The following is a 25309-nucleotide window of genomic DNA, read 5'->3' on the forward strand; positions in this document are numbered from 1 at the left end:
TAATTATAAAGTGGTTGGTTTGAAGGGGGAGAGAAAACATGAATTATAAAAAATGGGATTATCGAATTATATGTGCTCATTCTTTTACAATTTTAATTTGGGGAACGGCCTTTCCGGCAATTCGTATGGGTCTTGAATCTTACACACCTGAACATCTTACTTTACTTCGTTTGTTAATTGCTTCATTCATACTTCTTTTGTTTTCGTTTATATACAAACTACGATTACCTGATCTAAAAGATATTCCAGCGATTTTTTTATTTGGTGCTTTAGGATTTACTTTTTATCACATTGCACTAAACTATGGTGAAAAAACAGTAAATGCTGGATCGGCAAGTTTAATCGTTTCCGTCACACCTATAGTAACGGCAATTCTTGCTTTTGTTTTTTTGAATGAAAAAATGAAATTAAATGGATGGATCGGTGGTGTAATTAGCTTTATAGGAATTGCTTTCATATCATTTAGTCAAGGGGGTTCTATTCAATTTAATAGCGGGGGATTATTTATATTATTAGCAGCCGTTTCAGAAAGCCTATTTTTCGTTTTTCAAACATCTTACTTAAAAAAGTACGGCTTCTTACCATTTACCATATATACAATTTTATCTAGTACGGTATGTATGCTTATTTTCTTACCAGGAATGTATCAAGAAATACTAGTAGCTCCTCTTGAAGTGAATTTGAGCGTTATATATTTAGGTTTATTCCCAACAGTACTCCCGTATATTGCATTGGCCTATATTATATCTCATACTGGCGCTTCCGAGGCAACAAGTTCTTTATATTTAACGCCAGTAATTGCGTGTTTTATAGCTTGGGTATGGTTAGGTGAAGTACCTACTTTTATTTCGGTAGTTGGTGGAGTAATTACTATACTTGGAGTTTTAATAGCGCATGTATCATTAAAGAAAGATACTCGAAGTGAAATGTACAGCGATATAACTGGATAGATTTTTTAGAAGTGATAATTCAACACATTTCTTAAAATTAAGAAACAGGGAATTATTTTACTGCGTTGAATATATAAATACATTCTTTTTATAAAGGAGCTTACCATATTGAATATCCAGTTAAAGGTTGTTACGAGAGAGAATTGGGAAGATGCTTTAAAGCTGCAAGTTAAAGATAATCAGACGAAATTTGTTCCATCTGTAGCAGTTTCACTTGCTAAGGTATATATAAAACCAGATGGTGAAAATGTAGAATATATACCATTTGCGATATACAACGGCGATCTAATGGTCGGTTTTGTTATGCATGCTGTTATAAAAGAGACAGCAGATATGTATTGGATAAATGGATTTATTATCGATCAAAAGCAGCAAGGTAACGGTTATGGAAAAGCGGCATTACAAGAAAGTATACACTTAATAAAAAATACGTTTAAGGCGTGTAAAGAAATTAGATTAACAGTACATAAAGATAATATCTCTGCAAAGAAACTATATGAAAGTTCCGGTTTTCAGTCATTGGGACATGATTATGATGGCGAGCAAGTATATCGCTTATTCGTTTAATTATTATGTAGCAAAGGTGTGAAATGAATTATGCAATTTACTGAAGTCAAAATTGAAGTATTTATCCCTGAAGAATACATTGAAATACTGAGGAATGAGTTAAATAAACTTGGTGCTTGTAAAACGGGAGAATATGATCATTGTCTGTCCTATAGTTCTGTGAAAGGATACTGGAGACCGTTAAAAGGTGCATCACCTTTTAACGGGGAAATTGGTCAGATTTGTGAAGGGCAAGAATGTAAAATTGAAATAAAGTGTAAACGAGAACTTGTAAAAAATGCTCTTGAAGTTATCAATAAAATTCATCCGTATGAAACACCTATGATTTATATTATCCCGATATTAAATGACTATTTTAATCAAATATAAAGTAAATGAATGGGAGGAATAACAATTGGAAAATAAATTTCATCATATTGTTCGAGCTGTTATGGTAAAGGATAAAAAATTGTTAGTGGCAGAATATATTGGCCATCATTATTTTTTACCAGGTGGTCATGTTGAAGTTGGCGAATCGGCTGAGAATGCATTAATAAGAGAACTACGAGAAGAAATCGGAGTAAATTGTAGTATAAAACAATTTTTAGGAGTCATAGAAAACAAATGGCAAGATCAAGAAGTTCTTCACCATGAAATCAATCATATTTTTGAGATAGATTCACAAGAGTTACACATTGATTTCATACCAAAATCTAAAGAATCCCATTTAGCGTTTCACTGGATAGATTATAATCAAGAAGCTTTACATACGTATAAAATCATGCCCGCACCTTCAGTTAAAGAGTTACTAGAAAGAAAGTTAAGTGATGAACTATTAAACTGTTGGATTAGCAATTTTTAAACGCCTCTATCAATAGTAAATCCGTCTGCCAAAAGGAAAGTAAGAAAATAGGCTAAAAAACAAGGTACATCACCTAGAGTAATTTCATATTTTGTTGATGTACGCATTTAGTCTATAGCCTTGTTTCTACTTTGGTTGCAAAAATATATTACTTTTCATATTTGAGCGGAATTTACATTTATAAATGGAGGGTTTCATAATGAATCAGTTTCAACAAGAATTACAATCATTGAACCTTAATGATTATCAAACTGGTAATGTTGTGTATTGGGATCAACAACAAAATCAATATCCATACTACTACATTCAAGACGATGCACGTCGTTGCGGTGGATGCGGAGGTTGTGGTGGACGCTGTGGCGGATGTGGCGGCAGATGTGGTGGTTGTGCAGGTCGTTGCGGCGGATGCATAGGATGCGCTGGATGTTTCGGTTGTTTTAACTGCTGGAACTGGTGGATCATTTAAGTATAGAACATCAAAGATATTTTGCTTGAAGGAAAGGTGTGAAAACTATTTTGCACTTTTCTTTCAAGCTGTAGTTTTTATGTGTATTAAGGGGGATTTATTTGTATACATATGATAAGTTGATTTCTTGGGTAGAGAATATAAAAGAACAAAACCATAGCTCTGCAGCAGCACTTTGTATTATAAAAGATAATAAAATCGTACTAGAGTATTATAGTGGTTATCACTCAAATACATCTACAAACAAGAGAGTAACAGCATCTTCACAATTTAACGTTGCTTCTGCTAGAAAAAGTTATTTAGGATTAATGATAGCGTATGCGCTTTACGAGGGGAAAATAAACTCTATTGATGATGAAGCGATAAAATATTTTAAAGACTTTGATCCTGTATTGCTTAGTAAAACGACGATAAGACATTTAGTAACACATTCGCACGGATTAGAAGAAACGAATGACGGGATAATTTTTCGTGAATTTGAACCGGGGCAAGGATGGGCGTATAGAGATATTAATGTAAGAATGATGACACGTCTTATTTATCAGCTATATAACAAAAGTTTTCCTGAATTGTTAAAAGAGCGTGTGTTTAAACCTGCTAATTTCCAAGAAACAGGATGGAGAATACAGCAAGATGACAATTTAGTTGCAGTTGTTGATGATCCAAATAAAGACGCAATTAGTGAAATTGGTACAGTAGATGACGGTACTGAAAAAATCTATTTGTCTCCGCTAGAGAATTTGCACAGTGGGGCAACCTTCATTTAAATCAAGGTATGATAGATGATAAACAAATTGTTCCAAAAGAAGTTATAAAAATCGCTACGAGTTTGCAGAGTCCAACATATGTAAATAAAGAGCTACCGCAAAATGGATTGTTTTGGTTCGTTCAAAATGAACCTGCACAATTAAGTGAACTAGGCGAACGTGTACCCAAAGGCTCGTATCAAATATTAGGAATTACGGGACCAACTATATTAGTAATACCTGCATATAATGTAGTAGTTGCAAAAATGTACAATAAAAGATACAACTACGGCGGTGACAATTATTTATATTATTTACATGAATTTAGCAATTTAGTCGTTGATACATTTCGTAACAGTAATAGGGCATAATTACTCCTATAACAAAAAGGAGTGATTGAAAGTGAAAGATAAAGTGAACAAAAATAAAAAGCAAAATATAAAAGCTGTAAATACAGAGCAAAATGCGATCTATAGCGATCCAAAAGATGCAGCTAATATGCAAACGGTACCGCAGCCGAAAGATTTTGATGAAATTGAATATTAATTTTTCGTTTATCCGACCATATGATGAATCAAAAATACATCTTAAGTCCCATCACATGATTGAAAAATTTTGGTACTCTATATACATAAGCATTTGAAAATGTCTTATCTTAACAAAGCTTTCTTTAAGTAAATCTAATATAACCTGCAGAAAGACACTTCATTATGGAGTGTCTTTTTGTGTACATGAATTCAATTTCCATTTTTCATGCAGTATCTTGCTTTTTATGATGGTTATACTAACTGTGAAACTTCATGTCACGATAAAAGAAGGGGACAGTTAGTATGAAACAAACTTCTACAAATCCGTTACTAATTGTTCTAGGTACAATCATTGTTCAAATTGGCCTTGGAACAATTTATACATGGAGTTTATTTAATCAGCCCCTTGTAAGTAAGTTTGGATGGAACCTTAATTCAGTTGCTATAACTTTCTCCATTACAAGCTTCTCTTTATCATTTTCAACATTATTTGCAGGAAAGTTACAGCAAAAATTAGGGCTTCGAAAACTCATCGCTACTGCAGGGATTGTGCTGGGACTCGGTTTAATACTTAGTTCGCAAGTTTCTTCCTTACCATTACTATATTTATTAGCCGGAGTCGTAGTTGGTTATGCAGATGGGACTGCTTATATTACATCACTATCTAATTTAATTAAATGGTTTCCGAATCGGAAAGGGCTTATTTCCGGTATATCTGTATCAGCATATGGAATGGGGAGCTTAATCTTTAGATATATAAACGGAAATCTTATCGACAGCCTTGGTGTATCACAAGCCTTTTTATATTGGGGCATTATCGTTTTGCTTTTAGTATTAATTGGATCGTTCTTCTTACGCGAGGCAATTGTAAGTAATGCTGTAACTGAAACATTACACAATGACTATACTCCGCGTGAAATGATGAGAACGAAACAAGTATATCTCTTGTTTTTTATGTTATTTACATCGTGTATGGGTGGTCTGTATTTAATCGGTATGGTAAAAGATATTGGGGTACAACTCGTTGGACTTAGTGCAGCAACTGCTGCTAACGCCGTTGCAATGATTGCAATTTTTAATACAGTAGGTCGTATTGTTCTTGGAACGTTATCAGATAAAATTGGCCGCATGAAAATCGTTTCTGCAACGTTTATTATTATTGGATTGTCAGTCTTTACTTTAAGTTACATTCCTCTAAATTATGGAATTTATTTTACTTGTGTAGCAAGTGTCGCCTTTTGTTTCGGTGGTAATATCACTATATTCCCAGCAATTGTCGGGGATTTCTTCGGATTAAAAAACCATAGTACAAATTACGGGATTGTATATCAAGGTTTCGGGTTTGGTGCACTTGCAGGATCGTTCATTGGAGCGTTACTTGGTGGATTTCGACCGACCTTTATTATAATCGGTGTTTTAAGCGTTATTTCCTTCATCATTTCGATATTAATTCGTCCACCTAAAGCAGAGAAGAAAAAAGAAACACAACATTTATATCGGAAAGTAGCTTAATTTTAAAAAGAGTCCTCATAATATCGTTCCAATCGTTCTAATTGGTTTAGGAATGTTCATTCTTTTTCGCAGTAATACAATAGAATTATTTTACTAATACGTTCAAACTAACGGAAGTTTTAATTAAAAAGAATCAAACGCGGTAAAAAGCCGTACTACAAATAAAATGTAGTACGGCTTTTTACAATTTTAGTGAAATGAAACAGTGCACTACGACTATTAAGTTAGACAGGATATTACGATTATTAAATTGAATAGATACTTTAAAAGGAGCGTGATGATTACAATGAAAATAGTAAAACAATGGGTCCAAGAAGATAGTGATTACATAAGAGAAAAAGTAATTGAATATAATCAAAAACATATTTCAGATGAAGAGAAAAAGCCTTCAGAAAAAATTAGTTTTATAGTGAAAAATGAAGATGAAGAAATAGTAGGTGGAATAACTGCAATTACATTTTGGCATCACGTACATGTTGATTTTCTGTGGGTTTCTGAAGAATATAGACACGAAGGTTATGGAACCAAGTTAATAAAACTTATTGAAGAATTTGCAATTGAAAAAGAGTGTAGCCTAATCAATTTAGATACTTTTAGCTTTCAGGCACCTGCTTTTTATAAAAAACATGGGTATAAAGTAATTGGAGTAAGTGAAGATCACCCTAAAGGGCATAATCGATACTATTTGGAAAAAAGGTTAGAAAATATATAGAATCCCAAAATCAATCAAACCATAAAGAGCGTACGTTGAATAATTACTTTCAAAATACGTTCTTTTTATTTAGAAATGAAGGGGGATCAATTATTACCTTTACTAAGGATAGATAAATGAAATACTCTATTAATTTTTTTATATTTTAAAACGATTAAATGGTAGAATGTAACAAAGATAGAAAATTCCCGTTATTAGAGGTGGACTTAGATGAAGAAAGTAAATGTTACATATGCACTTTTATACGATAAAACAAACGAAAAGATCTTAATGGTTAAAAACAAAGGGAAGAATGGTTCTTATTACACACTACCAGGTGGCGCGGTTAAATTGGGAGAAACGTTAGAAGAGGCAGTCATTCGGGAAGTGAAAGAAGAAACCGGTCTACATATAACTGTAAACGGTATTTGTTACATTAGCGAAGCTTTTTTCGAGGAGAGAGGACACCATGCAATATTCTTTAATTTTTTAGGTGAAATAATTGGCGGGGAAACAAATATAACAAGGCCAAAAGAAATTGAAGAGATTACTTGGATGGAATTACATAGAGCAGCACCGCATTTACGTATACCAGTACACTTATTAAATACATTACAAAGGAAAGAAACAGTACCTTACTTTTTTAATGGAACAATCATTCATCAATCTTCATAAAATTATCATTTCATGTAAGGCGGGGAAAAAATGGAGTTTATCGTCAATCATAAACAGTTTACTCAAGCACTTTCAGAAGTAAGTAAAGCAATATCTACGAAAGCTGTAATTCCTATACTATCCGGTATAAAAATAACTGCAGATCAATCTGGAATTACTTTAATCGCAAGTAATTCAAATATTTTCATCAAAAAATTTATCCCTAGTTCCATAGATGACGAACAAATTACGACTATTTTAAAAGTAGGAACAATTGTTGTACCTGCAAAATACTTCATTGAAATTATAAAGAAAATGCCAAGCGATATAGTAATAAAAAGTAAGAATGAGCAAACAATTACCATACAATCAGAAGAAATCACATTAAACTTAAATGGCTTTCCAGCGAATGAATTTCCTAACGTACCACAAATAGACGATCATGCAGAAATACAAATAGAAACAAAACAATTGATTGATGCGTTTAAACAAACAGTCTTTGCGGTAGCGAAAAATGAATCTAGACCCGTTCTTACTGGCGTACATATCGAGTTAGACTATAACAAATTAATATGCGCTGCAACTGACTCTCATAGACTAGCTATACGTGAAACACTAATTTCTACTAATATGAAAGCGAATTGTATTGTACCAAGTGCAACCATTAATGAACTTTTAAAATTAATGAACAGCAATTTAGAATTTGTTTCTATTTATCTATCAGAAAGCCACATTATTTTTACATTCGGTACAACTACATTATATTCAAGATTAATTGAAGGGAAATATCCTAATATATCTAGTTTAATTCCAAATGAATTTCAAACAGTCATTAACATAGATAGACAAAGAATGTTTCAAGGGGTAGATCGATCAAGCTTATTAGCAAGTGAATGGGCAAATAACAATGTTAACTTAGAAATTGTAAACGAATCTACAATTCAAATTTCTTCTAACGCTTCTCAGATTGGAAAAATATCTGAGACTCAACAGATAGATGTAATTCAAGGTAAAAAACAATTACATATATCTTTCGATGGACGATTTATGTTGGATGCTTTAAGGGCAATAAAAGAAGAAACGGTTACTTTAAGTTTCAGCGGTTCTATGAGACCAATATTAATTGAAGCAGGGACACACTCTGCAGCAATCCATCTTATATCTCCAGTAAGAGCTTATTAAAAACTTAGGAAGGAATCACGTTATGTACAAGCACACTTTATGTTTTATAAAAAGAAATGAAGAGATACTTATGTTAAATAGAGAATATGATCCGGTAAAAGGATTATGGAATGGTGTAGGAGGAAAGATAGAAAAGGGCGAAACACCTTTAGAAAATGCGATTCGTGAAATAAAGGAAGAGACTAATATAAAAGTTACGTATGACCAAATTCAATTTAAAGGCATTATTACATGGGAGGATTCTTCATATTCTGGCGGTATGTATGTTTATCTAGTAGAATTACTTCATGAATTTACATATCACACTCCAAAAAAAGTCTCAGAAGGAATTTTAGATTGGAAAGAGGTTTCTTGGATTCTTAGTGACTATAATTACGGCGTAGGAGAGATGATACCTAAATTTTTAGTTGAAGTGCTCCACAATGAATTAATATTAGAGCATAATTTTATTTTATCTAATCATAAATTAATAGATTATAGGAATAAAGAATTAGCTAAGCAGGACAACTCTATAGATAATATAATTCCATTATAAAAAGTAAGAATCTTAATCTATCATACACAGCAAAATAATTATCACCTAAATATAAAAGCCATAGATTATTCGAAGAGTAGCTAAGGAGAAAATTTATATGAGGATGAGTGTGATGAAGAAAATAAGTACTTTACTTATAGGTATCGTTCTAATTACTATTGCTTTTTATCAATACAACAAAAAAGAAGGTTTAGCTAAAAATGATAAGGTGTATGTAGAAGACTTTAAAGGTAAAAATGATTCAAATAAAATACAATCTGCTATTAATAAAGCAGAATCTAGTAAAATTAAAACAGTATTGCTTGATGATAAGAAGTATAAAATCACGTCACCAATCGTAGTGAAACAGGGTGTAAAGTTATTATTTGGTTATGGAACACAATTTGTTGTTGAAGGTAATTTTAGAGTTCTAGAATTAGAAAAAAACGCTTCTATTGAAGGAGCTTATATAGCTATAGACGATCCTACATTTAATTCTGAAGTTATATATTTAGACGGAAAAAATAAGTATTATAACACTTGGCACAAAACAAAAATAAAAGATATAAATATTATCAATTGGACAGAAACGAATAAAGGTACCGGCATTTCTTTGTATTCTGGTGGGAAGGAAAATGAAATTTCATTTATTAATTTTGAAAATATAAAAGTTGTAGGAATGGAAACTGGGGTGAAATTAGTAGCAAAGAAACCACAATCTGGACATGCATGGATAAATGCCAACCGTTTTATGAACTTCTCTCTCGAAGATTGTGTAAATATGATTTATATGGATAGTAATGTAACAACGCCAAATGAAATTAGTGGTAACCTATTTACAAACCTTCAAATACAACCTACAAATAAAACGAAAAGTATTGCAAAGGTAAGTGGACAGCATAACGAGTTCAATGGAATGGTGTGGGATTTACAAAAAATCAATCACGAAAACGAACTCGTTGAACTAACTGATAAGAGTATAAATACAGTGATTGAAATGTCCAGTGTACCAGCAAATAGAATTTTAGATAGCGGGAAAGCAAATATAGTGAAATAAGTTTAAATACAGAAGAAGAGCGAATTCCTTATAAGAGAGTTCGCTCTTTTTTATTTATAATTAAATTTCTCTCCACCAAGCTGATGATGGATAATCTGTAGATTTTAACGTAATAGATTCGCCAATTTGAGGCGTTGTAATTTTAACTTCTAAACGTTTGGCTTCTTTCGTAACACGTTCTATTGGGTCACTCCATTCGTGTAATGCTAATGTAAAAGCACCCCAATGAATCGGAAGAAGGAGTTCTCCTTTAACATCCATATGAGCTTGTACCGTTTCTTCAGGCAACATATGAATCGCAGACCACCTCGGATCATATTGCCCACATTCCATTAACGTAAGATTGAATGGACCGTACTTATCACCAATCTCCTTAAAGTGAGGAGCATAACCGCTATCACCACTAAAGAAAACTTTAGTCTCTTGCCCTAGAATAAGCCATGAACACCATAACGAACAATCTCTATCCATCATACTCCGTCCAGAGAAATGCCTTGCAGGTGCACAAACTAATTTTATAGTATCAAACGTAATTTCGTCCCACCAATTATGCTCACTAATTTTACTAGGTGAAACGCCCCATTTAATTAAATATTGCGCAACTCCAGTTGGAACATAAAAGTGTTTTGCACGATCTTTTAACTGCATAATGCTCTTGTAATTCAAATGGTCGTAGTGATTATGAGAAATGATAATCGCATCAATTTCTTGAAGGTCTTCACGTTCTAAAGAAAAAGCACCGCTATAACGTTTACTATTAAACAGAGGAAATGGGGAAGAGGCATCTCCAAACATTGGGTCTAATAACAATGTTTTACCTTCTATTTTTAATAGTGAAGCAGAGTGCCCAAACCATGTCACACTCTCTAAAGACTCATTATTTTTATCCGATAAAACAATAGGTAAATTCTTTATAGGACGCAGCTTAGTTTTCATTTTAAAGTAATCCGTCATTAAACCTATAATATCTTTCGGTTTAAAACTTACATCAGTATGAATTTGATTTATATATTTCTTTTTCATTCGTTCTCCTTTTTACGTTTAACAATATACGTATGTTGTTATTGTAGCTATCTGCAGTTTAAACGAAATCATTTTACCTTTCACCTTAAATACAGTACATTTCATAAATTTGTCAAATTCATTATTTGTGTATATAAAATGTAAATCCTACAGCAGCAGATAAAAGGAATATGAAGTAAATGTAAATTGTTTTAATTTAGTAAAGTTCTTCTTATAAGCAACAAAGAACATATGTTTCGTTATATGTTATAGAAGAAAATATGTCTCTAATTATTAAAGGGAAGGAGAGGATGTAAGTGCAAATAGAGAGAAAAAAGAAATCAAAATGTAAACTATCAAAACCTGAAATCATTCATCTGTATGCGGAAGGGAAGGGTACCTCAGAAATCGCTATGCTTGCTAACGTATCTGCAAGGTATATTCGTATGGTTCTATCAGACAGCAACGTGCCAAGGCGCGCTATAGGGAGCTGGAAGAGAAAGTATGACATAACAGAAGATTATTTTAAAACGTGGTCAAATAATATGGCTTATATATTAGGATTTATAGCAGCAGATGGTGTCATACAAAAAGAAAATCAATGTGTGAGTATATCTCAAAAAGAAAGTTACATTTTAGAAGATATAAAACAAGAACTAAACACCAGCCAGCCACTGTATCAAAATAAAAAAACAGGCGTATATATGCTAAATATTAATAGCAAAACAATAAAAGACGACCTTATGAACATACACGGAATTAATCCATGTAAATCTTTTAACATCGAATTTCCATACGTGCCAGAAGAATATTTACATCATTTTGTTCGTGGGTATTTTGATGGGGACGGTCATGTGAACTCCCATAAATATTTCGTTAGCTTTGTTGGAGGATCATATAATTTTATGAATTCTTTTAAAGGTATCCTTGAGGATAATAAATTCCGATTGAGTTTTGTTGACAAAGAAAAACAATATCGTATATATCTAAGTGGTAAAAATAATGTTAATAAATTTTCACGGTGGATTTATAAAGATAAAGGTTTGTATTTAAAGCGTAAATACAATATTTTTCAAGAAAAAGAATAATTGTAATGATAATCGAATAATACGCGAGCAAGTTCAATTAAAAAATTTAAATTCACGATGAAGTATTAATCGAAATCAAAGTAATTGCTATAGCAAACTAATTATAAATATAGTTTGGTCAATCTAAAAACAACTTGTTTAATTATTAATTCTAAACAAGTTGTTTTTAATTTTGTTAATTTACATTATAGACAAGAAAATAAATTTCAAATTCCACAGCTATCAAATCACACCAATTCAAAAATAATGAACTAATCACTATAATCAATAAAGAAAAGGGGAGTGTAAAACACGAAACTAACATATAATAAGTTTATTACTTTTTACTAGTTGACATAATATATATTATAGGCAGTTATAAAAACAAAGCAATATCAGGTATCAAAAACCAAGTAAACTATACTTAATGAGACGAAACGGAGATTTTTAGTGAGATTTACATAAAATCTTATCTAAACGGATTTCTACAGTTTTTACCGTTTATTTTGCTATACAATCAATCGCAACAACTCTGAATCAATAATCGATTCAGATTAAACGAATTAAAATCATTTTTGATCAGCGAGAAATTTTTATACAGAAAAATCATTTCTAAACAAAACATAAATTAATAATTATATTTTATGTTTTACTGTATGAATTTATTGCTATTTACACACGTTTTACAACTTTACATTATTTCTTGTTATTTCTGTTATTTACGCTTGACTTTTATTATTCCTATTATTTTACACTCTAGTTAACATAACGTTTATTTTTAACATAAAAAAATCTCCCTCACCTTCAGGAAGATTTTTTAGCTTGCTAGTATTTCATTTATATCTTTTTAGTAGCAATCCCAGTTGTAAATAACATTGGAAAAATCTAGATTTAACAAATCTTCTTTTTTAATAAAGAAATTAGCAACACCAGAATCTCCCCACATAATATTTAATGAATCATCTGTATCGATTTGCAGCAATAACATGTCATGTTGCTGGTATTTTTCTTCCCATTCTCTTGGATCTGTCTGTGTGAAAAATGGATAACCGCCTATTTTATGCCCTTGACAAACATATATATCGTCATACAGTTCTCCTAATTCTGTATTATTTTCTTCATCAACAATTTCTTCCCAATCAATTTCCTCACTAAACATCTTTTCAAATCGATAATCACTTGATGTTATGGGTTGATAACTTAATTCAAACCGTAGTTTAGCTGCTTCAGGTATGATAAAGTCCTCTAATTCTAAAGTATTTAAATAACTAAAATCAGTAATAACCTTATTCAAATCTTCTGTAATTGTAGAATGATAAATAATCCGAAAGTCTTTTTGGGTTGTTGGATGGTCAAAATCTGCTCCGTAAAGTTCATCATCAGCACTTACAAAAAACTGTAACATTCCCTCTTGAGGCATATATTCAACATGTGGCATTTCTTCAAAGTTTAGCTGTGCAAGTAACATCATAGGTTGTCCATTTGAATCTTTAGGATGCTCTTGATCTATAGGTACATACGGATAACCACCAAACTTACTCTCAAAAAGCGTTGTCTCTGCTAATGTTCCAGACACTTTAATATACGGTTTCACACTTTCTTCTAAAATAGTACGATACTGTTCTAGTTCTTTCGGAATTTGAAGTTGATACGTATTTTTCATTACGTTTGCCTCCCTTTAATAATGAATTGAAAATGCCTTACTTAATTATATAGCAAGAGATAGCTTTATTAAAAATTGTTAAAAGTCCGTTTTCACCCTCGTTTTTTGCGCACTTGGTGGACAAAGTAGGTTATGTTCTAAAACCTTTTTATTAATAGTTCGAATTAAATCCGCTGCTTCTGCAGTATTTGTATTTTCTTTTAGCTTTTCTTTTAAATTATCAATTTCCTTTGAAAGCTCAATCCACCTAGGTAAAACATGATTATTCTTTAACGTTCTATAAAGTTGCTTTTCAGGATTGTACGAAAGGTCGTTATCTAAATTAAGAGGCTTGCCTTTACCAGGCATATTATCAAAAGACCCTTTCTTTTCTGCTTCCTTCACGATAGAACTAATATGATCCTCATACGTATAGGACCAAACTTTCTCATCTTTTACTAAAATCTCTTGCTTTTTTAGTTTTTTATCTAGTTCTTCTTGATTCATAGAATCTCTCCTCTTTATATTTTATAGTAGCGTTTTTGTACGTTTCAATGCTTTCAACCCATCAAATAACTTTTCTCGCCACCAAACACCGTCATGGCCGCCTTGAAACTCTTCACAAGTAATTTGGTATTCTTTTTCTTTTAAAGCTTTATATAGGCGTCTATTAGCCGTTAAAAGAGGTTTGTTTTCAAGTTCGCCTGCTGCTAAATAAAATTGAGGCTGTGTCGCATTTGAATCTATAGATGAAATTTGATTTTCAATCCAAGGAATTTGATTTTCATATCCATTCTTTTTCCAATGTACAGATCCAGACATAGACAACACGTTCCCGAAAATGTGTGGATTTTGAAGCGCTGCATAACAAGCTGCTAGGCCACCAAGACTGAAACCGGCAATTGTTATATGTTTTACTTCTTGATGCACACGATACTTCGCCTGAATCCACGGAAGTAATTCCTCTGTTAAAAATGCATTCATTTTATCATTATAAGTTAGCTCTTCTAGCCGATTAACTGGATCTATAGCAACAGCAATACAAGATGGGATTTCTTTTTCGTAAATTAAATAATTAAGTGTTTTTGTGATTGAAAGGTCATTAATGAATGAATTCCCATCAAATACAATGAGAAGTTCTTGAAGATATGAAGTGTGAGAATAATCATGAGGCGTATAAATATGAATTTTGCGTGTGTTATTTAAAATCGAACTATAAAAAGAATATGTTTCAATCTTTCCGGATGGATAATCATTTGAAGGAAAACGATTGCTATACTGCACGTCCATACCTATTTTTAACATAGACGCTTTATTGGCACCTTCTCCAAATACATTTTCATTAAATTGGTCTAGTTGGTACTGTTCACTACGCTTTATCCAATCGTTTTCAAAAAAATCATTTACTGTAAAATAATAAGTTGAAATAAAACTCTTATTCGTCCTAAACGTAACATACCAAATATCTGTCTGTAACAATCGTTGTAATTGATTTACAGACAGATCCCAACCAGGAAAACTACCGAATACATAAACGTTTTCAGTGTTTTGATCCCCTAACCATATATACGTTATAAGCTTATACTGATTATCTGCAGGGCATTGTTCTATTAGTGGCGTGTGATTTGACTTTATTTTCATGCAAAAAAGTATAAAGAGCTTTTTCATTTCCATTCTTTAATTGATTTTTAAGCTTCTCTAACTTAGGACTGATTATTGTAGTCACCTCTCTTTCTCCTTTGTAGTATTCTATATGTAGTTTTTTTCATTAGAATCCCTATATAAAAGTAGTCGTAAGTTATTTGTTTAGCGAAGTTATTTATTAGAAAAATAATCAATTGCCTGAATAGACAGTTCTAATGATTTTATTCTTCTTTCTAAAAGTGTTCTTTGAGGACTCCCAAGCTTTGACTTAACATAAATCTTTTCAATTGATGGAAGCAAACCAATTAGAACATTTCGAGCGTCTGCTAAATCCTCTTGCGTGTAATGATGGGTTTCTTGATTCCAAATACTTTCTAACATAGCTAAGCCGATACTAGCTGCTTTGAGTCTTTTTTTCACTAAAGTAGTGTTTGAGCCTTTTTGAGTCATCTGTGATAAGGCATTTTCTAGTTTGCGGATTGTTGACTGTAAAGACTTTATTGATTCTACTTTATCTACATTTGATACGTTTTCCATATTAAATCTGTCCCTTCTTCGTTTCTAAATTAGTTTTCTTGATATTTGATAATACCATTTAGAAGCGAATTTTACTCGAAATATTTGAGTTGGACATGAATTTAAAGGGAAACAACTAACAAACTTCTATCTCCTCCCTCACACATTCTCTATATGTACTTCTTTTTTCTCGTTAAAATACCTACATGGACAAGTTGTTAATATTGTATATTTTATGAACAAAAAACGTACAAGCAGTATAACTTGTACGTTTTTATTCAGTAAGGTAATAAAGTAATAGCTTTCGGGTCTTTTCATAATTCATGAAACCTCTATACAAAATGGGATACTTAACAATTTCTGTTTCTAGAAAACGATATTGTGGAAACCATTCAAAAAAAGATTTCCTTAGCCACTTTATTTGATTAAACACAATCTCCTGTTCATTATTATTAAGCACGTAACTTAAAGTACCTGCTGTATGCATCCAATAATAATTTAAATCAGCGCTTATACAATCATCTTCTGTAAACATAGTATTAAAATCTTTTCGTATTTTTCGAATGTCACAATTCGGAAACGGTTTATACAGTGGACTATGCATTTTCTGCAATTCCTTAAAAATAATTTGTTTTCCTAACTTCAACTTTCCACCCCTTTAGTTCTCTATCCAATTTAATAAGTTTTCATAATGATATTGAGCATCTGTATAACCAAGATTATATAAATTAACGAGCTTTTCTTTACTTCTTTCTATTCCGCTTATTGGAAGCTGTACGCTAGGCTGAATAATATAAAAGTTGTCTTTTTGTTTTATTTGATGCATATAAGATATCGTCTCATTATAAAAACGATAATGTTCTACTAAAGATTGTGCGATATTCGGATATTTCCTATATAAAATTTTAGCTAGGCCAGAAAACTTATTACGCTGCTTCTCATATCCTTCTGGCTTTGTCATAATTACAACGTTCTTTTCATAACCATCAGTTTGAGCTTTTAAAACTGGTATAGGATCTATAATTCCTCCATCTAGTAATTTTCGATTATCATATTCTACAGCAGGCGCTATAAACGGCACTGAGCTAGATGCACGAATGATTTTTAAAATATCATTTCCGTGTTCTGCTTTATTATAATAAATAGCTTGTCCCGATTCGCAATCAGTCGTCCCTATAACAAACTGTTCATTTGAGTTTAAGAAAGTTTGAAAATCAAATGGGACAATTTTATTAGGTACTTCATCAAATAAAAAGTCCATTCCGAATAATTCACGTTTTCGAATTAAATTTCGATAAGATATATAACGGTGATCTGCAACTAACTCTGTATTTACTTTTTTATTTCTCCCTTTTTGACGTGACAAATACGTTGCTCCCATACAAGCTCCAGCGGATACGCCAACTACATAAGGAAAGAATAAGTTCTTTTCCATAAAATATTCGAGTACGCCTGCCGTATATAAACCTTTCATTCCTCCGCCTTCTAATACTAAACCGATATTTTTCATGCTATATCCCTCTGCTTCTTTTTTCTTACTTTTATATTAGCATAAGATATTAAGACGAGGTTATATAAAAGGATTACAACAATAGCCAGAAACTACTAATGTAATATCATAACTTCACACTGAGTTGCATGGTACAATATAAGTAACACATTCCACAAATAATGGAGGAGGAATTTCCTATGGGTTTATTTAGCGGTATTTTAGGAAATGCATCAAATGCGAGTACAGAAAGTGTAGAACGTGATTTAGAGAAGATTATGTTAGACGATGAGAAAGTTGAACATGCTTATAAATTAATTCGTGATTTAATCGTATTTACAAATCGTCGTCTTATTTTAGTAGATAAACAAGGAATATCAGGTAAAAAAACAGAATACCATTCTATCCCTTATAAAAGCATTACACAATTCAGCATTGAAACAGCTGGGCATTTTGATTTGGATGCTGAACTTAAAATTTGGGTATCTAGTTTGAGCGCCCCAATTACGAAAGAATTTAAAGGTGACGATAGTGTTTTAAGCATTCAAAAAGCGTTAGTAACATATACGACAAAATAACGTCTTTCCGTATGTTTATTCATTTCTGAAATTACTAACCCGATTATTTTGGAAGAATATTCATCAATTTTGTATATTTAATCTAAAATAACAGAAAAAGGTAAAGCGTATTTTAAATGCTTTACCTTTCTTTTTTGTAATAAATAAGTGTAGTTTTATCATTTAATTTCTTTATTACTTCTGTTCTTTTATACCCCATCTTTTCGTATAGAAAACAATTTCTTTCTTCTTCTAAAATCGTAGCAAGTTCAAAGCTTCGTGCTTCTGGAAACATCTCTTCAATTAAAATAAGTACCTGCTGAGCAATTCCTTTCCCTTGATAGACTGGATGAATAAACATTGGACTAATCCAAAATTTATAAGGTAGTTCTTTTTTGGATATACATATCGCTCCAACAAGGTTAGAATCTATTATCATTTTATAATAGTTACTGCTGGGATTATTTATCCTCAAAATCGTTTTTTCAATAGATTCATTTGCTGGGTTTGTTTCGTAGTCTTTATATTTATGTAATAAAGGGCTAAATGAGTCTATTTGCATCTGAAATATAACTTCTGCGTCGGTTTCTTTCGCTTTCTCTAAATGCATCTCCATGTTACCAATTTAGTCGTTTTCTTAATGAAGTTATATGAGCTGTATGATGACGACCATGCCATGCATATAGTCCAATTGCAGCAGCAAGTTTTGTTTCACCAGTCTCTGGATGGTTAAATGTCTTTTCTAAATCTTCAAGTTCTAAAGAATATAAAAGGTTAACCCATCTTTTATGTAATGACTCTAACATTACTAGTGAAACATCTACTGGTAATTTAGAATCAGGTAATTCTGCCCACTTCTCTTCTTTATATGGTTTAATCGTTGGATTCTTTTCTGTTAGTGCTAATTTAAAACGTATGTAGCTATTCATATGGCTGTCAACAACGTGATGGACTACTTGACGAACTGTCCATCCACCAACGCGGTACGGTGTGTCTAACTGCTTCTGATCTAAATCTTTGATAGCCTTTGTTAGTTCATTAGGTAAATCTTCAATTTCTTGAATCCATGTATCTATCATTTCTTCCGTTATAGGACGTTTGTATGTAAATTGTCCAATTGGATAACGTAAATCATTCATGAATAAATCCCCCTTCTTATAAGCGCGAAGTATTTCTCCAAATATAATGTACAAAATTCACCTGTTCCCCATTCAATTGTACAGATGTTGTATCTGCTTCGTTTTGATAAGAAGAAAACCCGCTTTTTTCTAGTACAATTTGTGATGCAAGATTATTAGAAGTTGTTTTAGCATGAACCTCATTAATTTCATTATTTTTTGCTACGTCTAAAATTAATTTTACGGCTGCAGTTGCAACTCCTTTTTTAGTAAATTTTTCTCCGACCCGATAACCTAACGAACTGATTCGAGTCTCCGAATCTATATCTACTAAATTTATTCTCCCTACAATTTCATTTTCTTCGTTACGAATTAAATAAAAATAAGATTCTCCATCCGCCTGTTCTATTAATAAATTATCTAGTAGTTTTTGGAAATATTCAAAATCAAAATATTGCGAGCCACGATTAGGTACCATTGTTTCAAAAAAAGACTTATTCGTAAGTTCAAACGTAAATAAATCCTTAGCATCGTGTTTCTTTAATTGTTCTATGTATATTTTCATCTCGATTACCCCTCCTATATCTACTAACTGCTATATATTCGTTTTTAATCAACTACTTTCCTGCTATTTCTTTTGTTTTAGTAACACAGCAAGTAGTACTTTTGGATGAAATAGGTGAAATGGACTACGAATTAAATTCATCACTCGTACTAACCGAATATAAACATCAGAATTATTTGCGGATAGTCGATATATTTGTTTTGTATACCATAGCTGAAATTTTTGTTTTGTAGTTAATGCTGTCTGTAGCTCCGGGTGACGTGATATTTCTGTTGTTGTCATATCCCAAGGGGTTTCTATTATAGTAGCTGCCTTTTTATAAAATTGTTGTGTAAATGCTTTATCAAGTTGTTTTCTACCTTGCAGAAGTAATTGCAACTGGTGAGCTTCCATAGCAGCAACGGAAACACCTTGACCGAAAACAGGATCAAAACGACAGTGTGCATCTCCAACTACTAACAATCTTTCGGGTAGATTATCCACTAAATCAAATCGCCTACGTACTTGATATGGAATTTTGTACGTTTTGGTATGTGAAATGGCTTCAGCTTTATTTAGAAAATCAGTAACATTAGAGATTGATAGGTTTTCAGCAAAATTATAAAATTCTTCATCTGTTTGTGGTGCTTTTTCATTTGCATATCCACTGAAAGTAACAAAATAACGATTATCCTCAATCGTTTGAATAAGAACGCCATACGGATTGTCAGGGAAACTTGGAGACATTAGCGTATTACAGTAATCTAATTTCTCATTTTCTTTAAGTTTAAACATTCTAGTTGTGTAAAATAAATCAATACGTGCTTTCTCTTCCTGCACTTCGATATTACATTCGCGTAACCATGCTATACTTTTTGAACCGAATCCACTTGCATCAACAACTATATCTGCTTGAATTTCTTCTTGTGTACCAGTCTCTAAACATTTCGCTTTTACTCCACATACTTTATTACGTTTTCCATCTATTAATAACCCTTCAATCACTGTCTCATATTTAATAGTAATATTAGAAACCTGATCTATTCGTTTTTGAATATGCCATTCAAGCAAAAATCTACTTTGTTGAATCATATGTACTTCTCCTGTGAATGGTTGTTTCCATAAACCAAATTGATGCCATTTTAAATCACGAGTAAAGTTATGTACGACACTACCTGCTTCTATTAATTCATTCGTAATATTAGGAAACAATTCCTCAATGGCTTTTTCTCCACCTTTTAATAACACATGAGGATGATTACTTTGTGGGACTCTTTTTCTCGAAGACTTTCCATCCCATCTTTCACCGGCTTCTATAATGATTACTTCTTTAAAAGCAGTTGATAATGCTTTTGCTGCGAGCTTTCCTGCGATACTTCCGCCAATAACGATAGCTTTATTAAACATATTTTCCTCCTTAATAAAAAGAGATCCTGTCTTTTATGAATGAAACAGGATCTTAAACTAATTAATTTCTTTACTATTATAATTAAAACACATGAGTATATTGCAACGTTATAATTAAAATACCTAATCCCCATACGTAATACGCAAATACTTTTAAAGAGTGACGTTTTAAGTATTGAATCATCCATGAAACAGCTATGTAACCAAAAAATGCTGCTGATAAAGTTCCAACAATTAAAGATGTACTAGAAATAGATTCTGCTTTCCCTTGAAAAACATCTGCAAATTGCAAAATAATAGCTCCGACAATGGCTGGTGTTGATAATAAAAAAGAAAAGTAAGCAGCAGTTTCGCGGTCTAACTTTCTCCATAATGCAGCGACGATTGTCATTCCAGAACGAGAAATTGCCGGAAAAATAGCAGCCGCTTGAAATGAACCAATGATAAATGCATCTTTATATGTAATGTTGACCATTTTTTTACGACCATCCTTTTGTTTATCCGCCATGTAGAGAAAGAATCCTGTCACTAAAAACTCCCAACCAATCGTAATACCTGTTTTTGAAATATCCTCAAAAAAGTCTTTAAATAACAATCCGATTACAACTGCGGGTATCGTCCCGACAATAAGTAGTAGCATTAGTTTTGAAAACGGATTTTTGATTAAATATATAAATTCTTTTTTGTAATAAATAAACACCGCAAGTAAAGTTCCAATATGAAGCATCGTATCTAAAAATAAGCCTGCTTCATCTAATTGAAACAAATGCCTTCCTAAATAAAGATGACCTGTACTACTTATCGGTAAAAACTCTGTTAAACCTTGTATGATCCCTAATATAAAAGCTTCTAACCAATTCATGATGGTCCCCTTTCTTGTTTGCTTGTACCAATATATGAAGGTTAAATTTTCGATATGAAAAAAACTATATTTCTCTATGAATTTCCTTTTAATTCATGGATATATATGTAAAAAGGGATGAGGAGGCTTACTATGTGGAAACATACAAAATTCGGCAATGTATTACTGTGGATAGGACCTATCCTCGTATTTGTAGGGTTATGTATGACAAATGTTATTTCTGATATTCCTTTCTTTTTTGGAAAACATAAAACAATTGGAATTGTACTTATATGTATAGGTGTAGTTTGTTTTATTGCTGCTAATCATTTAAAAAAAGGAGGCAAATATGAGGAATAATTCTAAATAAAAAACAATCCCAGTATATGTACTAGGATTGTTTTTTATTACTTATTTATAGAATACTTTATCAACGTTATATTTTGCTTTGTATTCATTAATGATATATGTTTCGTAAATTTCTCTTTCTGTTGGATCTTCTACGATACATGCATCAATGCGGTATACTTCGTCACGGTGATTTTTAATTGGCGAAACGTTATCTTCGAAATGCTTCTTAATACGTTGTCTAATTTTACGAGCTTTACCTACGAAAAGAAGTTCGTCATTAATATTGTAAAACATAAAAATGCCGCCTTTATCTCGTGGGAACAAGTGGAAATCGATAAAACCATTGATTGGCGTAATTCTTGGCTCGTCTCCTCTAATAACTTGTTTACGTTCAGTAATTGTAACATCAACTTCAGGGATACTAATTTTAATCAAGTTCATTCACGTCCTCTTTTATTATAAAGGTAAATAATAGCATACATATGTAAGAAAAGCTACGTTCAGAGGCATTTTTCATTTTATAATTTAAATATTATAGGGGCATCATGTAAACTCTTTTTCCAAATCATATGATCACTTGATTCTCCCCAATAATCCTTCAGTACATAACTAGGCTCTCCAAACTTCTTCGTCCATATACTTTGCGCTTTTTTGTATCCACTATCTAAACAGTACTCTGTTATACCTTTGCTAAGTAACGTAAGAAATATTGCATTTAGTAGTAAACTCCCGATACCCTTTTTTTGATACTCCGGCAGTATAAAAACAGTTCCTATTTCATACAAATCCTTAAGTACACCGCCTGTACAACTATTAATTAATGTACTTGCTGGACCAACTTCGATTGTACCAATGATTTTATCGTTATTTGTATCTATTGCTAATAAAAAGTAACGTTTTTCTCCATTACTATCAAAATCTGTTTTTAAATATTGCTTTTTCGTGTTAATTTCATTTTCTATGTCATCCGATAATTGTGATAAACCTTCGTCTTTAAAGGTATTCGTAATAACTATACGAAAAAATGAGTGAAGTTCCTCTAAATCATCCGAATTCGGTCTCCTAATTTCAACGTTATACATGTTTTAAATCTCCATTCTATGCAATTGTTAAAACAATACTTTATATAACCTATTCAACAATATTCTACAAAGCCCTGCATAGATCCAGCAGTATAGAAAGCTCAGTATAAATATTGATAAAATAATTTTTATATCCATAGTTGTATGAATAGTAGGACCAAGCACGGGAAAGCGAAAAATATCTAGAACAATCGTAATTCCTATAAGTAGACAAATCGCAGAAAAGGAAATTACCCAAATTCTCCTCTTGAATTGTATAAAGGAAAGCCCTAAGGCTATACCTAATAAGCCTGTAGTAAATGGAAAAACAATTAGTTCACTTGGCTCAATAATAAATAATAGGAGGATAGTAAGGAGATAAGAAAGTACTCCCTCACGAATAGAGTAGCAAATAGCCAAAAAAATTGGTAACGTCGCAAAAGGGCTAATAAATAACCCTATACCAGGAATTAAGTTACCTGCTGCTTGAAACATGGTGGCCAAAGCACTCATTAAAGCTGTAATGACTACTTTATTTGCTAGGGATAATTTTCTTTTATGAACAAAGTCCCCATTATTCTCTATCATAAGTTGACACCAATAACGTACAAATCGATTCATCAAAATACCCCCTAAAGATATCTCATTCATCACTTTCTATCTTATTCATACACTAGTGGTTTATGAGCTGCTTTCTACTTGTTATGAGTTACTATACAATAAAAGGCTTTTAGGGGGAGAACTTGTACGTTTTAAAACAAAGGGAATTCCTTGTATGATTAAACTACGAGTGTATATCGTATTAAGGGATAATTTCAAAAATGGTACCTTTGTTAAAATCAGTTACTTTCATAGAACCGTAAACTCCTAAATATAACCTAGTTTGATCCAAATTTGTTCCTAAACTCATATAATAAGCTGCTTGCGTACCAAAATCATAATCAGTTTCAATAACATGAAAATCAGTATGTTTACCATCTGTACCTGCTCTAGTATATGCTAATACACCTTTAACTGGCGGCGGAGATTCTTCTTTTCTAGCAAGGTCGGTAAACACAACGCTACCATTTAAATTCGGGATTGCAGTTCCCATATATGGCTGAACTCCTGTTAGAGAAGTCCCGCCAAACTTATCTGGTCTAGGATCCTTATGAAAATAACTAATGAGTGGCTGAATTCGCTTCGTTGATGTTTCTATTGTTTCATTATAATAAGCCATTGTTCTCTCATCCAAAGTAGGATTTTCAGAACAGTGTTTTATAAAAGAAGTAGGCAATTCTCCTTCCCATCCTCTCCAACCAAAATTAATAAATCCATCTTGATTTGAAGTGAGTCTCATTACATGTATTTGAACAAGTTCGGTAACCGGTATTGGTTTATATTGAACAAATGAAAAAATAGACTCTACAATATCCTGTCCGACATTACCTACATATTTAATATACTGATTATAAAACCTTTGGAATGAAATACCGGTTATATTACGAATACCTTTCGCAATTACTGTAAGTGTTTCTTGTATAGATAGAGGAAGTTCATTAAAGCGTGTAACGACTGGAGGATTATTTATGAATGTATTTTTACTTACATCGATTTCAATAATTTTACCTGCTATTTCTAAATCATCTTGGCTTAAATTGAACGGATCATAACCCGAACCACCATCTCCATTTGTAAAAACAAGTTTCCCCGTCTCTGGAGAAAAGTTTAAAGTATTTACTCCATTATGATTAAAAAATGGGCGTTTTATATTAAGTAATGTTCTACGTTTTTGAGGTTGACCGTTTGATTGTAAAATCCATTCTTCGATTGTATCGATATGATCATATTGCGTATCTCTATTTGTCCACTTTAAGTTTAACGTTTTTGGGTCACAAGGATTCGGTTTAAATTGTTCAGAAAGTGCACCTGGCCCTTGGGTTCCAGCGACAGAATAATGAAGATAAAATAAACCGTTTTGATAAAATTGTGGATGAAATGCTAGTCCAAGCAATCCTCGTTCATCATAACCACTACTAGAAACGCCTTCTTCAGATGTACCTAAATTTATAATTCGTTGACGAATATTTAAAAATGTTTTTATGACGCCATCTCCTATGTGAAAAACCTCTCCTAATTGCGTTGCGATAAATAGCTTTTCAGCCGATTCACCTGGAAGAATTGCTGTTTTTATTACAGTGGGTAAATTTATGTTATGAACAATGGGTCGTAAACGAACTTTAACTTTTGTCAATTAACTTTACACCCCTTTATATTCTTTTTAATAGAAGAATATGTTTAGAGTAATCTTATTAGTATCAAATAAGTCGCATTCCTTTTTATTACAATTTTGTATATAATATAATTATAAATAAATTAGGGGG

At 32.1% G+C, this 25309-nt stretch carries 30 protein-coding genes and 3 pseudogenes; 17 read left to right on the forward strand and 16 right to left on the reverse strand.

Going from position 1 to position 25309, the window contains the following annotated elements:
* The first annotated feature begins 38 nt into the window (after positions 1–38).
* The 14 genes and pseudogenes from MR070_RS08890 to MR070_RS08950 all read left to right on the forward strand — a co-directional run bounded on the left by MR070_RS08890 (position 39) and on the right by MR070_RS08950 (position 9707).
* The gene (locus MR070_RS08890) at positions 39–950 is read left to right on the forward strand and encodes a DMT family transporter (protein ID WP_044792263.1); all 912 of its coding nucleotides are present in this window, start codon (positions 39–41) and stop codon (positions 948–950) included.
* A gap of 108 nt (positions 951–1058) precedes the next feature.
* A complete protein-coding gene (locus MR070_RS08895; protein ID WP_001025606.1) occupies positions 1059–1517 on the forward strand; it encodes a GNAT family N-acetyltransferase in 459 nt (152 codons plus the stop codon).
* Between the two features lie 30 nt (positions 1518–1547).
* The gene (gene cutA, locus MR070_RS08900) at positions 1548–1886 is read left to right on the forward strand and encodes a divalent cation tolerance protein CutA (RefSeq protein WP_044792261.1); all 339 of its coding nucleotides are present in this window, start codon (positions 1548–1550) and stop codon (positions 1884–1886) included.
* A 25-nt stretch (positions 1887–1911) separates the two neighbouring features.
* A complete protein-coding gene (locus MR070_RS08905) occupies positions 1912–2358 on the forward strand; it encodes an NUDIX domain-containing protein (protein ID WP_139895387.1) in 447 nt (148 codons plus the stop codon).
* Positions 2359–2557: 199 nt separating this feature from the next.
* The gene (locus MR070_RS08910) at positions 2558–2824 is read left to right on the forward strand and encodes a heterocycloanthracin/sonorensin family bacteriocin (protein WP_001071384.1); all 267 of its coding nucleotides are present in this window, start codon (positions 2558–2560) and stop codon (positions 2822–2824) included.
* Positions 2825–2925: 101 nt separating this feature from the next.
* Positions 2926–3941, forward strand: a pseudogene (locus MR070_RS08915) (serine hydrolase domain-containing protein).
* A gap of 31 nt (positions 3942–3972) precedes the next feature.
* Entirely contained in the window at positions 3973–4116 is a 144-nt protein-coding gene (locus MR070_RS08920) for a hypothetical protein (RefSeq protein ID WP_242261091.1), read from the forward strand.
* 284 nt (positions 4117–4400) lie between these two features.
* Positions 4401–5609: an L-lactate MFS transporter gene (locus tag MR070_RS08925; protein ID WP_242261092.1), complete on the forward strand. Its 1209-nt coding sequence runs from the start codon at positions 4401–4403 to the stop codon at positions 5607–5609.
* A gap of 16 nt (positions 5610–5625) precedes the next feature.
* Positions 5626–5706: pseudogene (locus tag MR070_RS27210) on the forward strand (cadmium resistance transporter); the annotation flags it as partial.
* A gap of 189 nt (positions 5707–5895) precedes the next feature.
* The gene (locus tag MR070_RS08930) at positions 5896–6321 is read left to right on the forward strand and encodes a GNAT family N-acetyltransferase (protein ID WP_038357105.1); all 426 of its coding nucleotides are present in this window, start codon (positions 5896–5898) and stop codon (positions 6319–6321) included.
* Positions 6322–6531: 210 nt separating this feature from the next.
* The gene (locus tag MR070_RS08935) at positions 6532–6975 is read left to right on the forward strand and encodes an NUDIX hydrolase (protein WP_138321926.1); all 444 of its coding nucleotides are present in this window, start codon (positions 6532–6534) and stop codon (positions 6973–6975) included.
* 30 nt (positions 6976–7005) lie between these two features.
* On the forward strand, positions 7006–8136 hold the full coding sequence (gene dnaN, locus MR070_RS08940) for a DNA polymerase III subunit beta (RefSeq protein ID WP_242261093.1): 1131 nt from the start codon (positions 7006–7008) through the stop codon (positions 8134–8136).
* A gap of 22 nt (positions 8137–8158) precedes the next feature.
* The gene (locus MR070_RS08945; protein ID WP_044792254.1) at positions 8159–8671 is read left to right on the forward strand and encodes an NUDIX hydrolase; all 513 of its coding nucleotides are present in this window, start codon (positions 8159–8161) and stop codon (positions 8669–8671) included.
* A gap of 97 nt (positions 8672–8768) precedes the next feature.
* On the forward strand, positions 8769–9707 hold the full coding sequence (locus tag MR070_RS08950; protein WP_044792252.1) for a hypothetical protein: 939 nt from the start codon (positions 8769–8771) through the stop codon (positions 9705–9707).
* A gap of 60 nt (positions 9708–9767) precedes the next feature.
* Here MR070_RS08950 and MR070_RS08955 read toward each other — a convergent pair whose 3' ends face one another.
* Positions 9768–10730: an MBL fold metallo-hydrolase gene (locus MR070_RS08955; RefSeq protein ID WP_242261094.1), complete on the reverse strand. Its 963-nt coding sequence runs from the start codon at positions 10728–10730 to the stop codon at positions 9768–9770.
* Between the two features lie 296 nt (positions 10731–11026).
* Between MR070_RS08955 and MR070_RS08960 the strand changes: the two genes are divergently transcribed.
* Complete coding sequence (locus MR070_RS08960) at positions 11027–11797, forward strand: LAGLIDADG family homing endonuclease (RefSeq protein ID WP_130983707.1); 771 nt, start codon at positions 11027–11029, stop codon at positions 11795–11797.
* A gap of 826 nt (positions 11798–12623) precedes the next feature.
* On the opposite strand, the gene MR070_RS08965 is transcribed toward MR070_RS08960, so the two are convergent.
* The 6 genes and pseudogenes from MR070_RS08965 to MR070_RS08990 form a co-directional block, all read right to left on the reverse strand.
* Positions 12624–13439, reverse strand: coding sequence for a YwqG family protein (locus MR070_RS08965; RefSeq protein WP_070806164.1), 816 nt, complete (start codon positions 13437–13439; stop codon positions 12624–12626).
* A gap of 78 nt (positions 13440–13517) precedes the next feature.
* A complete protein-coding gene (locus MR070_RS08970) occupies positions 13518–13925 on the reverse strand; it encodes a DnaJ family domain-containing protein (RefSeq protein WP_001070920.1) in 408 nt (135 codons plus the stop codon).
* 21 nt (positions 13926–13946) lie between these two features.
* Positions 13947–15144: pseudogene (locus MR070_RS08975) on the reverse strand (alpha/beta hydrolase-fold protein).
* 89 nt (positions 15145–15233) lie between these two features.
* On the reverse strand, positions 15234–15599 hold the full coding sequence (locus MR070_RS08980; RefSeq protein WP_000432682.1) for a hypothetical protein: 366 nt from the start codon (positions 15597–15599) through the stop codon (positions 15234–15236).
* A 253-nt stretch (positions 15600–15852) separates the two neighbouring features.
* Positions 15853–16224, reverse strand: coding sequence for a YxiJ-like family protein (locus MR070_RS08985; RefSeq protein ID WP_242261095.1), 372 nt, complete (start codon positions 16222–16224; stop codon positions 15853–15855).
* 12 nt (positions 16225–16236) lie between these two features.
* A complete protein-coding gene (locus MR070_RS08990) occupies positions 16237–17088 on the reverse strand; it encodes a patatin-like phospholipase family protein (RefSeq protein WP_242261096.1) in 852 nt (283 codons plus the stop codon).
* 179 nt (positions 17089–17267) lie between these two features.
* Between MR070_RS08990 and MR070_RS08995 the strand changes: the two genes are divergently transcribed.
* On the forward strand, positions 17268–17645 hold the full coding sequence (locus tag MR070_RS08995; RefSeq protein ID WP_000522462.1) for a PH domain-containing protein: 378 nt from the start codon (positions 17268–17270) through the stop codon (positions 17643–17645).
* A gap of 121 nt (positions 17646–17766) precedes the next feature.
* On the opposite strand, the gene MR070_RS09000 is transcribed toward MR070_RS08995, so the two are convergent.
* From MR070_RS09000 to MR070_RS09020, 5 genes are all read right to left on the reverse strand, one after another.
* Positions 17767–18240 (reverse strand): GNAT family N-acetyltransferase, encoded by a 474-nt coding sequence (locus tag MR070_RS09000; protein WP_070806168.1) that lies wholly within the window; start codon positions 18238–18240, stop codon positions 17767–17769.
* 1 nt (position 18241) lies between these two features.
* Entirely contained in the window at positions 18242–18763 is a 522-nt protein-coding gene (locus MR070_RS09005) for a YfiT family bacillithiol transferase (protein WP_000999077.1), read from the reverse strand.
* A gap of 16 nt (positions 18764–18779) precedes the next feature.
* Complete coding sequence (locus MR070_RS09010; RefSeq protein ID WP_000708334.1) at positions 18780–19307, reverse strand: GNAT family N-acetyltransferase; 528 nt, start codon at positions 19305–19307, stop codon at positions 18780–18782.
* Between the two features lie 63 nt (positions 19308–19370).
* Positions 19371–20693, reverse strand: coding sequence for an FAD-dependent oxidoreductase (locus MR070_RS09015; RefSeq protein ID WP_000482030.1), 1323 nt, complete (start codon positions 20691–20693; stop codon positions 19371–19373).
* An 82-nt stretch (positions 20694–20775) separates the two neighbouring features.
* Complete coding sequence (locus MR070_RS09020) at positions 20776–21555, reverse strand: undecaprenyl-diphosphate phosphatase (RefSeq protein WP_001104259.1); 780 nt, start codon at positions 21553–21555, stop codon at positions 20776–20778.
* Between the two features lie 132 nt (positions 21556–21687).
* On the opposite strand from MR070_RS09020, the gene MR070_RS09025 reads away from it, so the two are divergent.
* Complete coding sequence (locus MR070_RS09025) at positions 21688–21894, forward strand: hypothetical protein (protein ID WP_000265468.1); 207 nt, start codon at positions 21688–21690, stop codon at positions 21892–21894.
* A 51-nt stretch (positions 21895–21945) separates the two neighbouring features.
* Here the strand turns inward: MR070_RS09025 and MR070_RS09030 are convergent, their stop codons facing one another.
* The 4 genes from MR070_RS09030 to MR070_RS09045 all read right to left on the reverse strand — a co-directional run bounded on the left by MR070_RS09030 (position 21946) and on the right by MR070_RS09045 (position 25179).
* Positions 21946–22326: a nucleotide excision repair endonuclease gene (locus MR070_RS09030; RefSeq protein ID WP_001048949.1), complete on the reverse strand. Its 381-nt coding sequence runs from the start codon at positions 22324–22326 to the stop codon at positions 21946–21948.
* A 77-nt stretch (positions 22327–22403) separates the two neighbouring features.
* Entirely contained in the window at positions 22404–22967 is a 564-nt protein-coding gene (locus tag MR070_RS09035) for a GNAT family N-acetyltransferase (protein WP_000282935.1), read from the reverse strand.
* 27 nt (positions 22968–22994) lie between these two features.
* Positions 22995–23567, reverse strand: a complete 573-nt coding sequence (locus MR070_RS09040) for a hypothetical protein (protein WP_001079215.1) — start codon at positions 23565–23567, stop codon at positions 22995–22997.
* Between the two features lie 181 nt (positions 23568–23748).
* A complete protein-coding gene (locus MR070_RS09045; RefSeq protein ID WP_242261097.1) occupies positions 23749–25179 on the reverse strand; it encodes a PQQ-dependent sugar dehydrogenase in 1431 nt (476 codons plus the stop codon).
* Positions 25180–25309: the final 130 nt, after the last annotated feature.

This window comes from Bacillus cereus group sp. BfR-BA-01453, assembly GCF_022662915.1.
GTDB classification, from domain to species: Bacteria; Bacillota; Bacilli; order Bacillales; family Bacillaceae_G; genus Bacillus_A; species Bacillus_A paranthracis.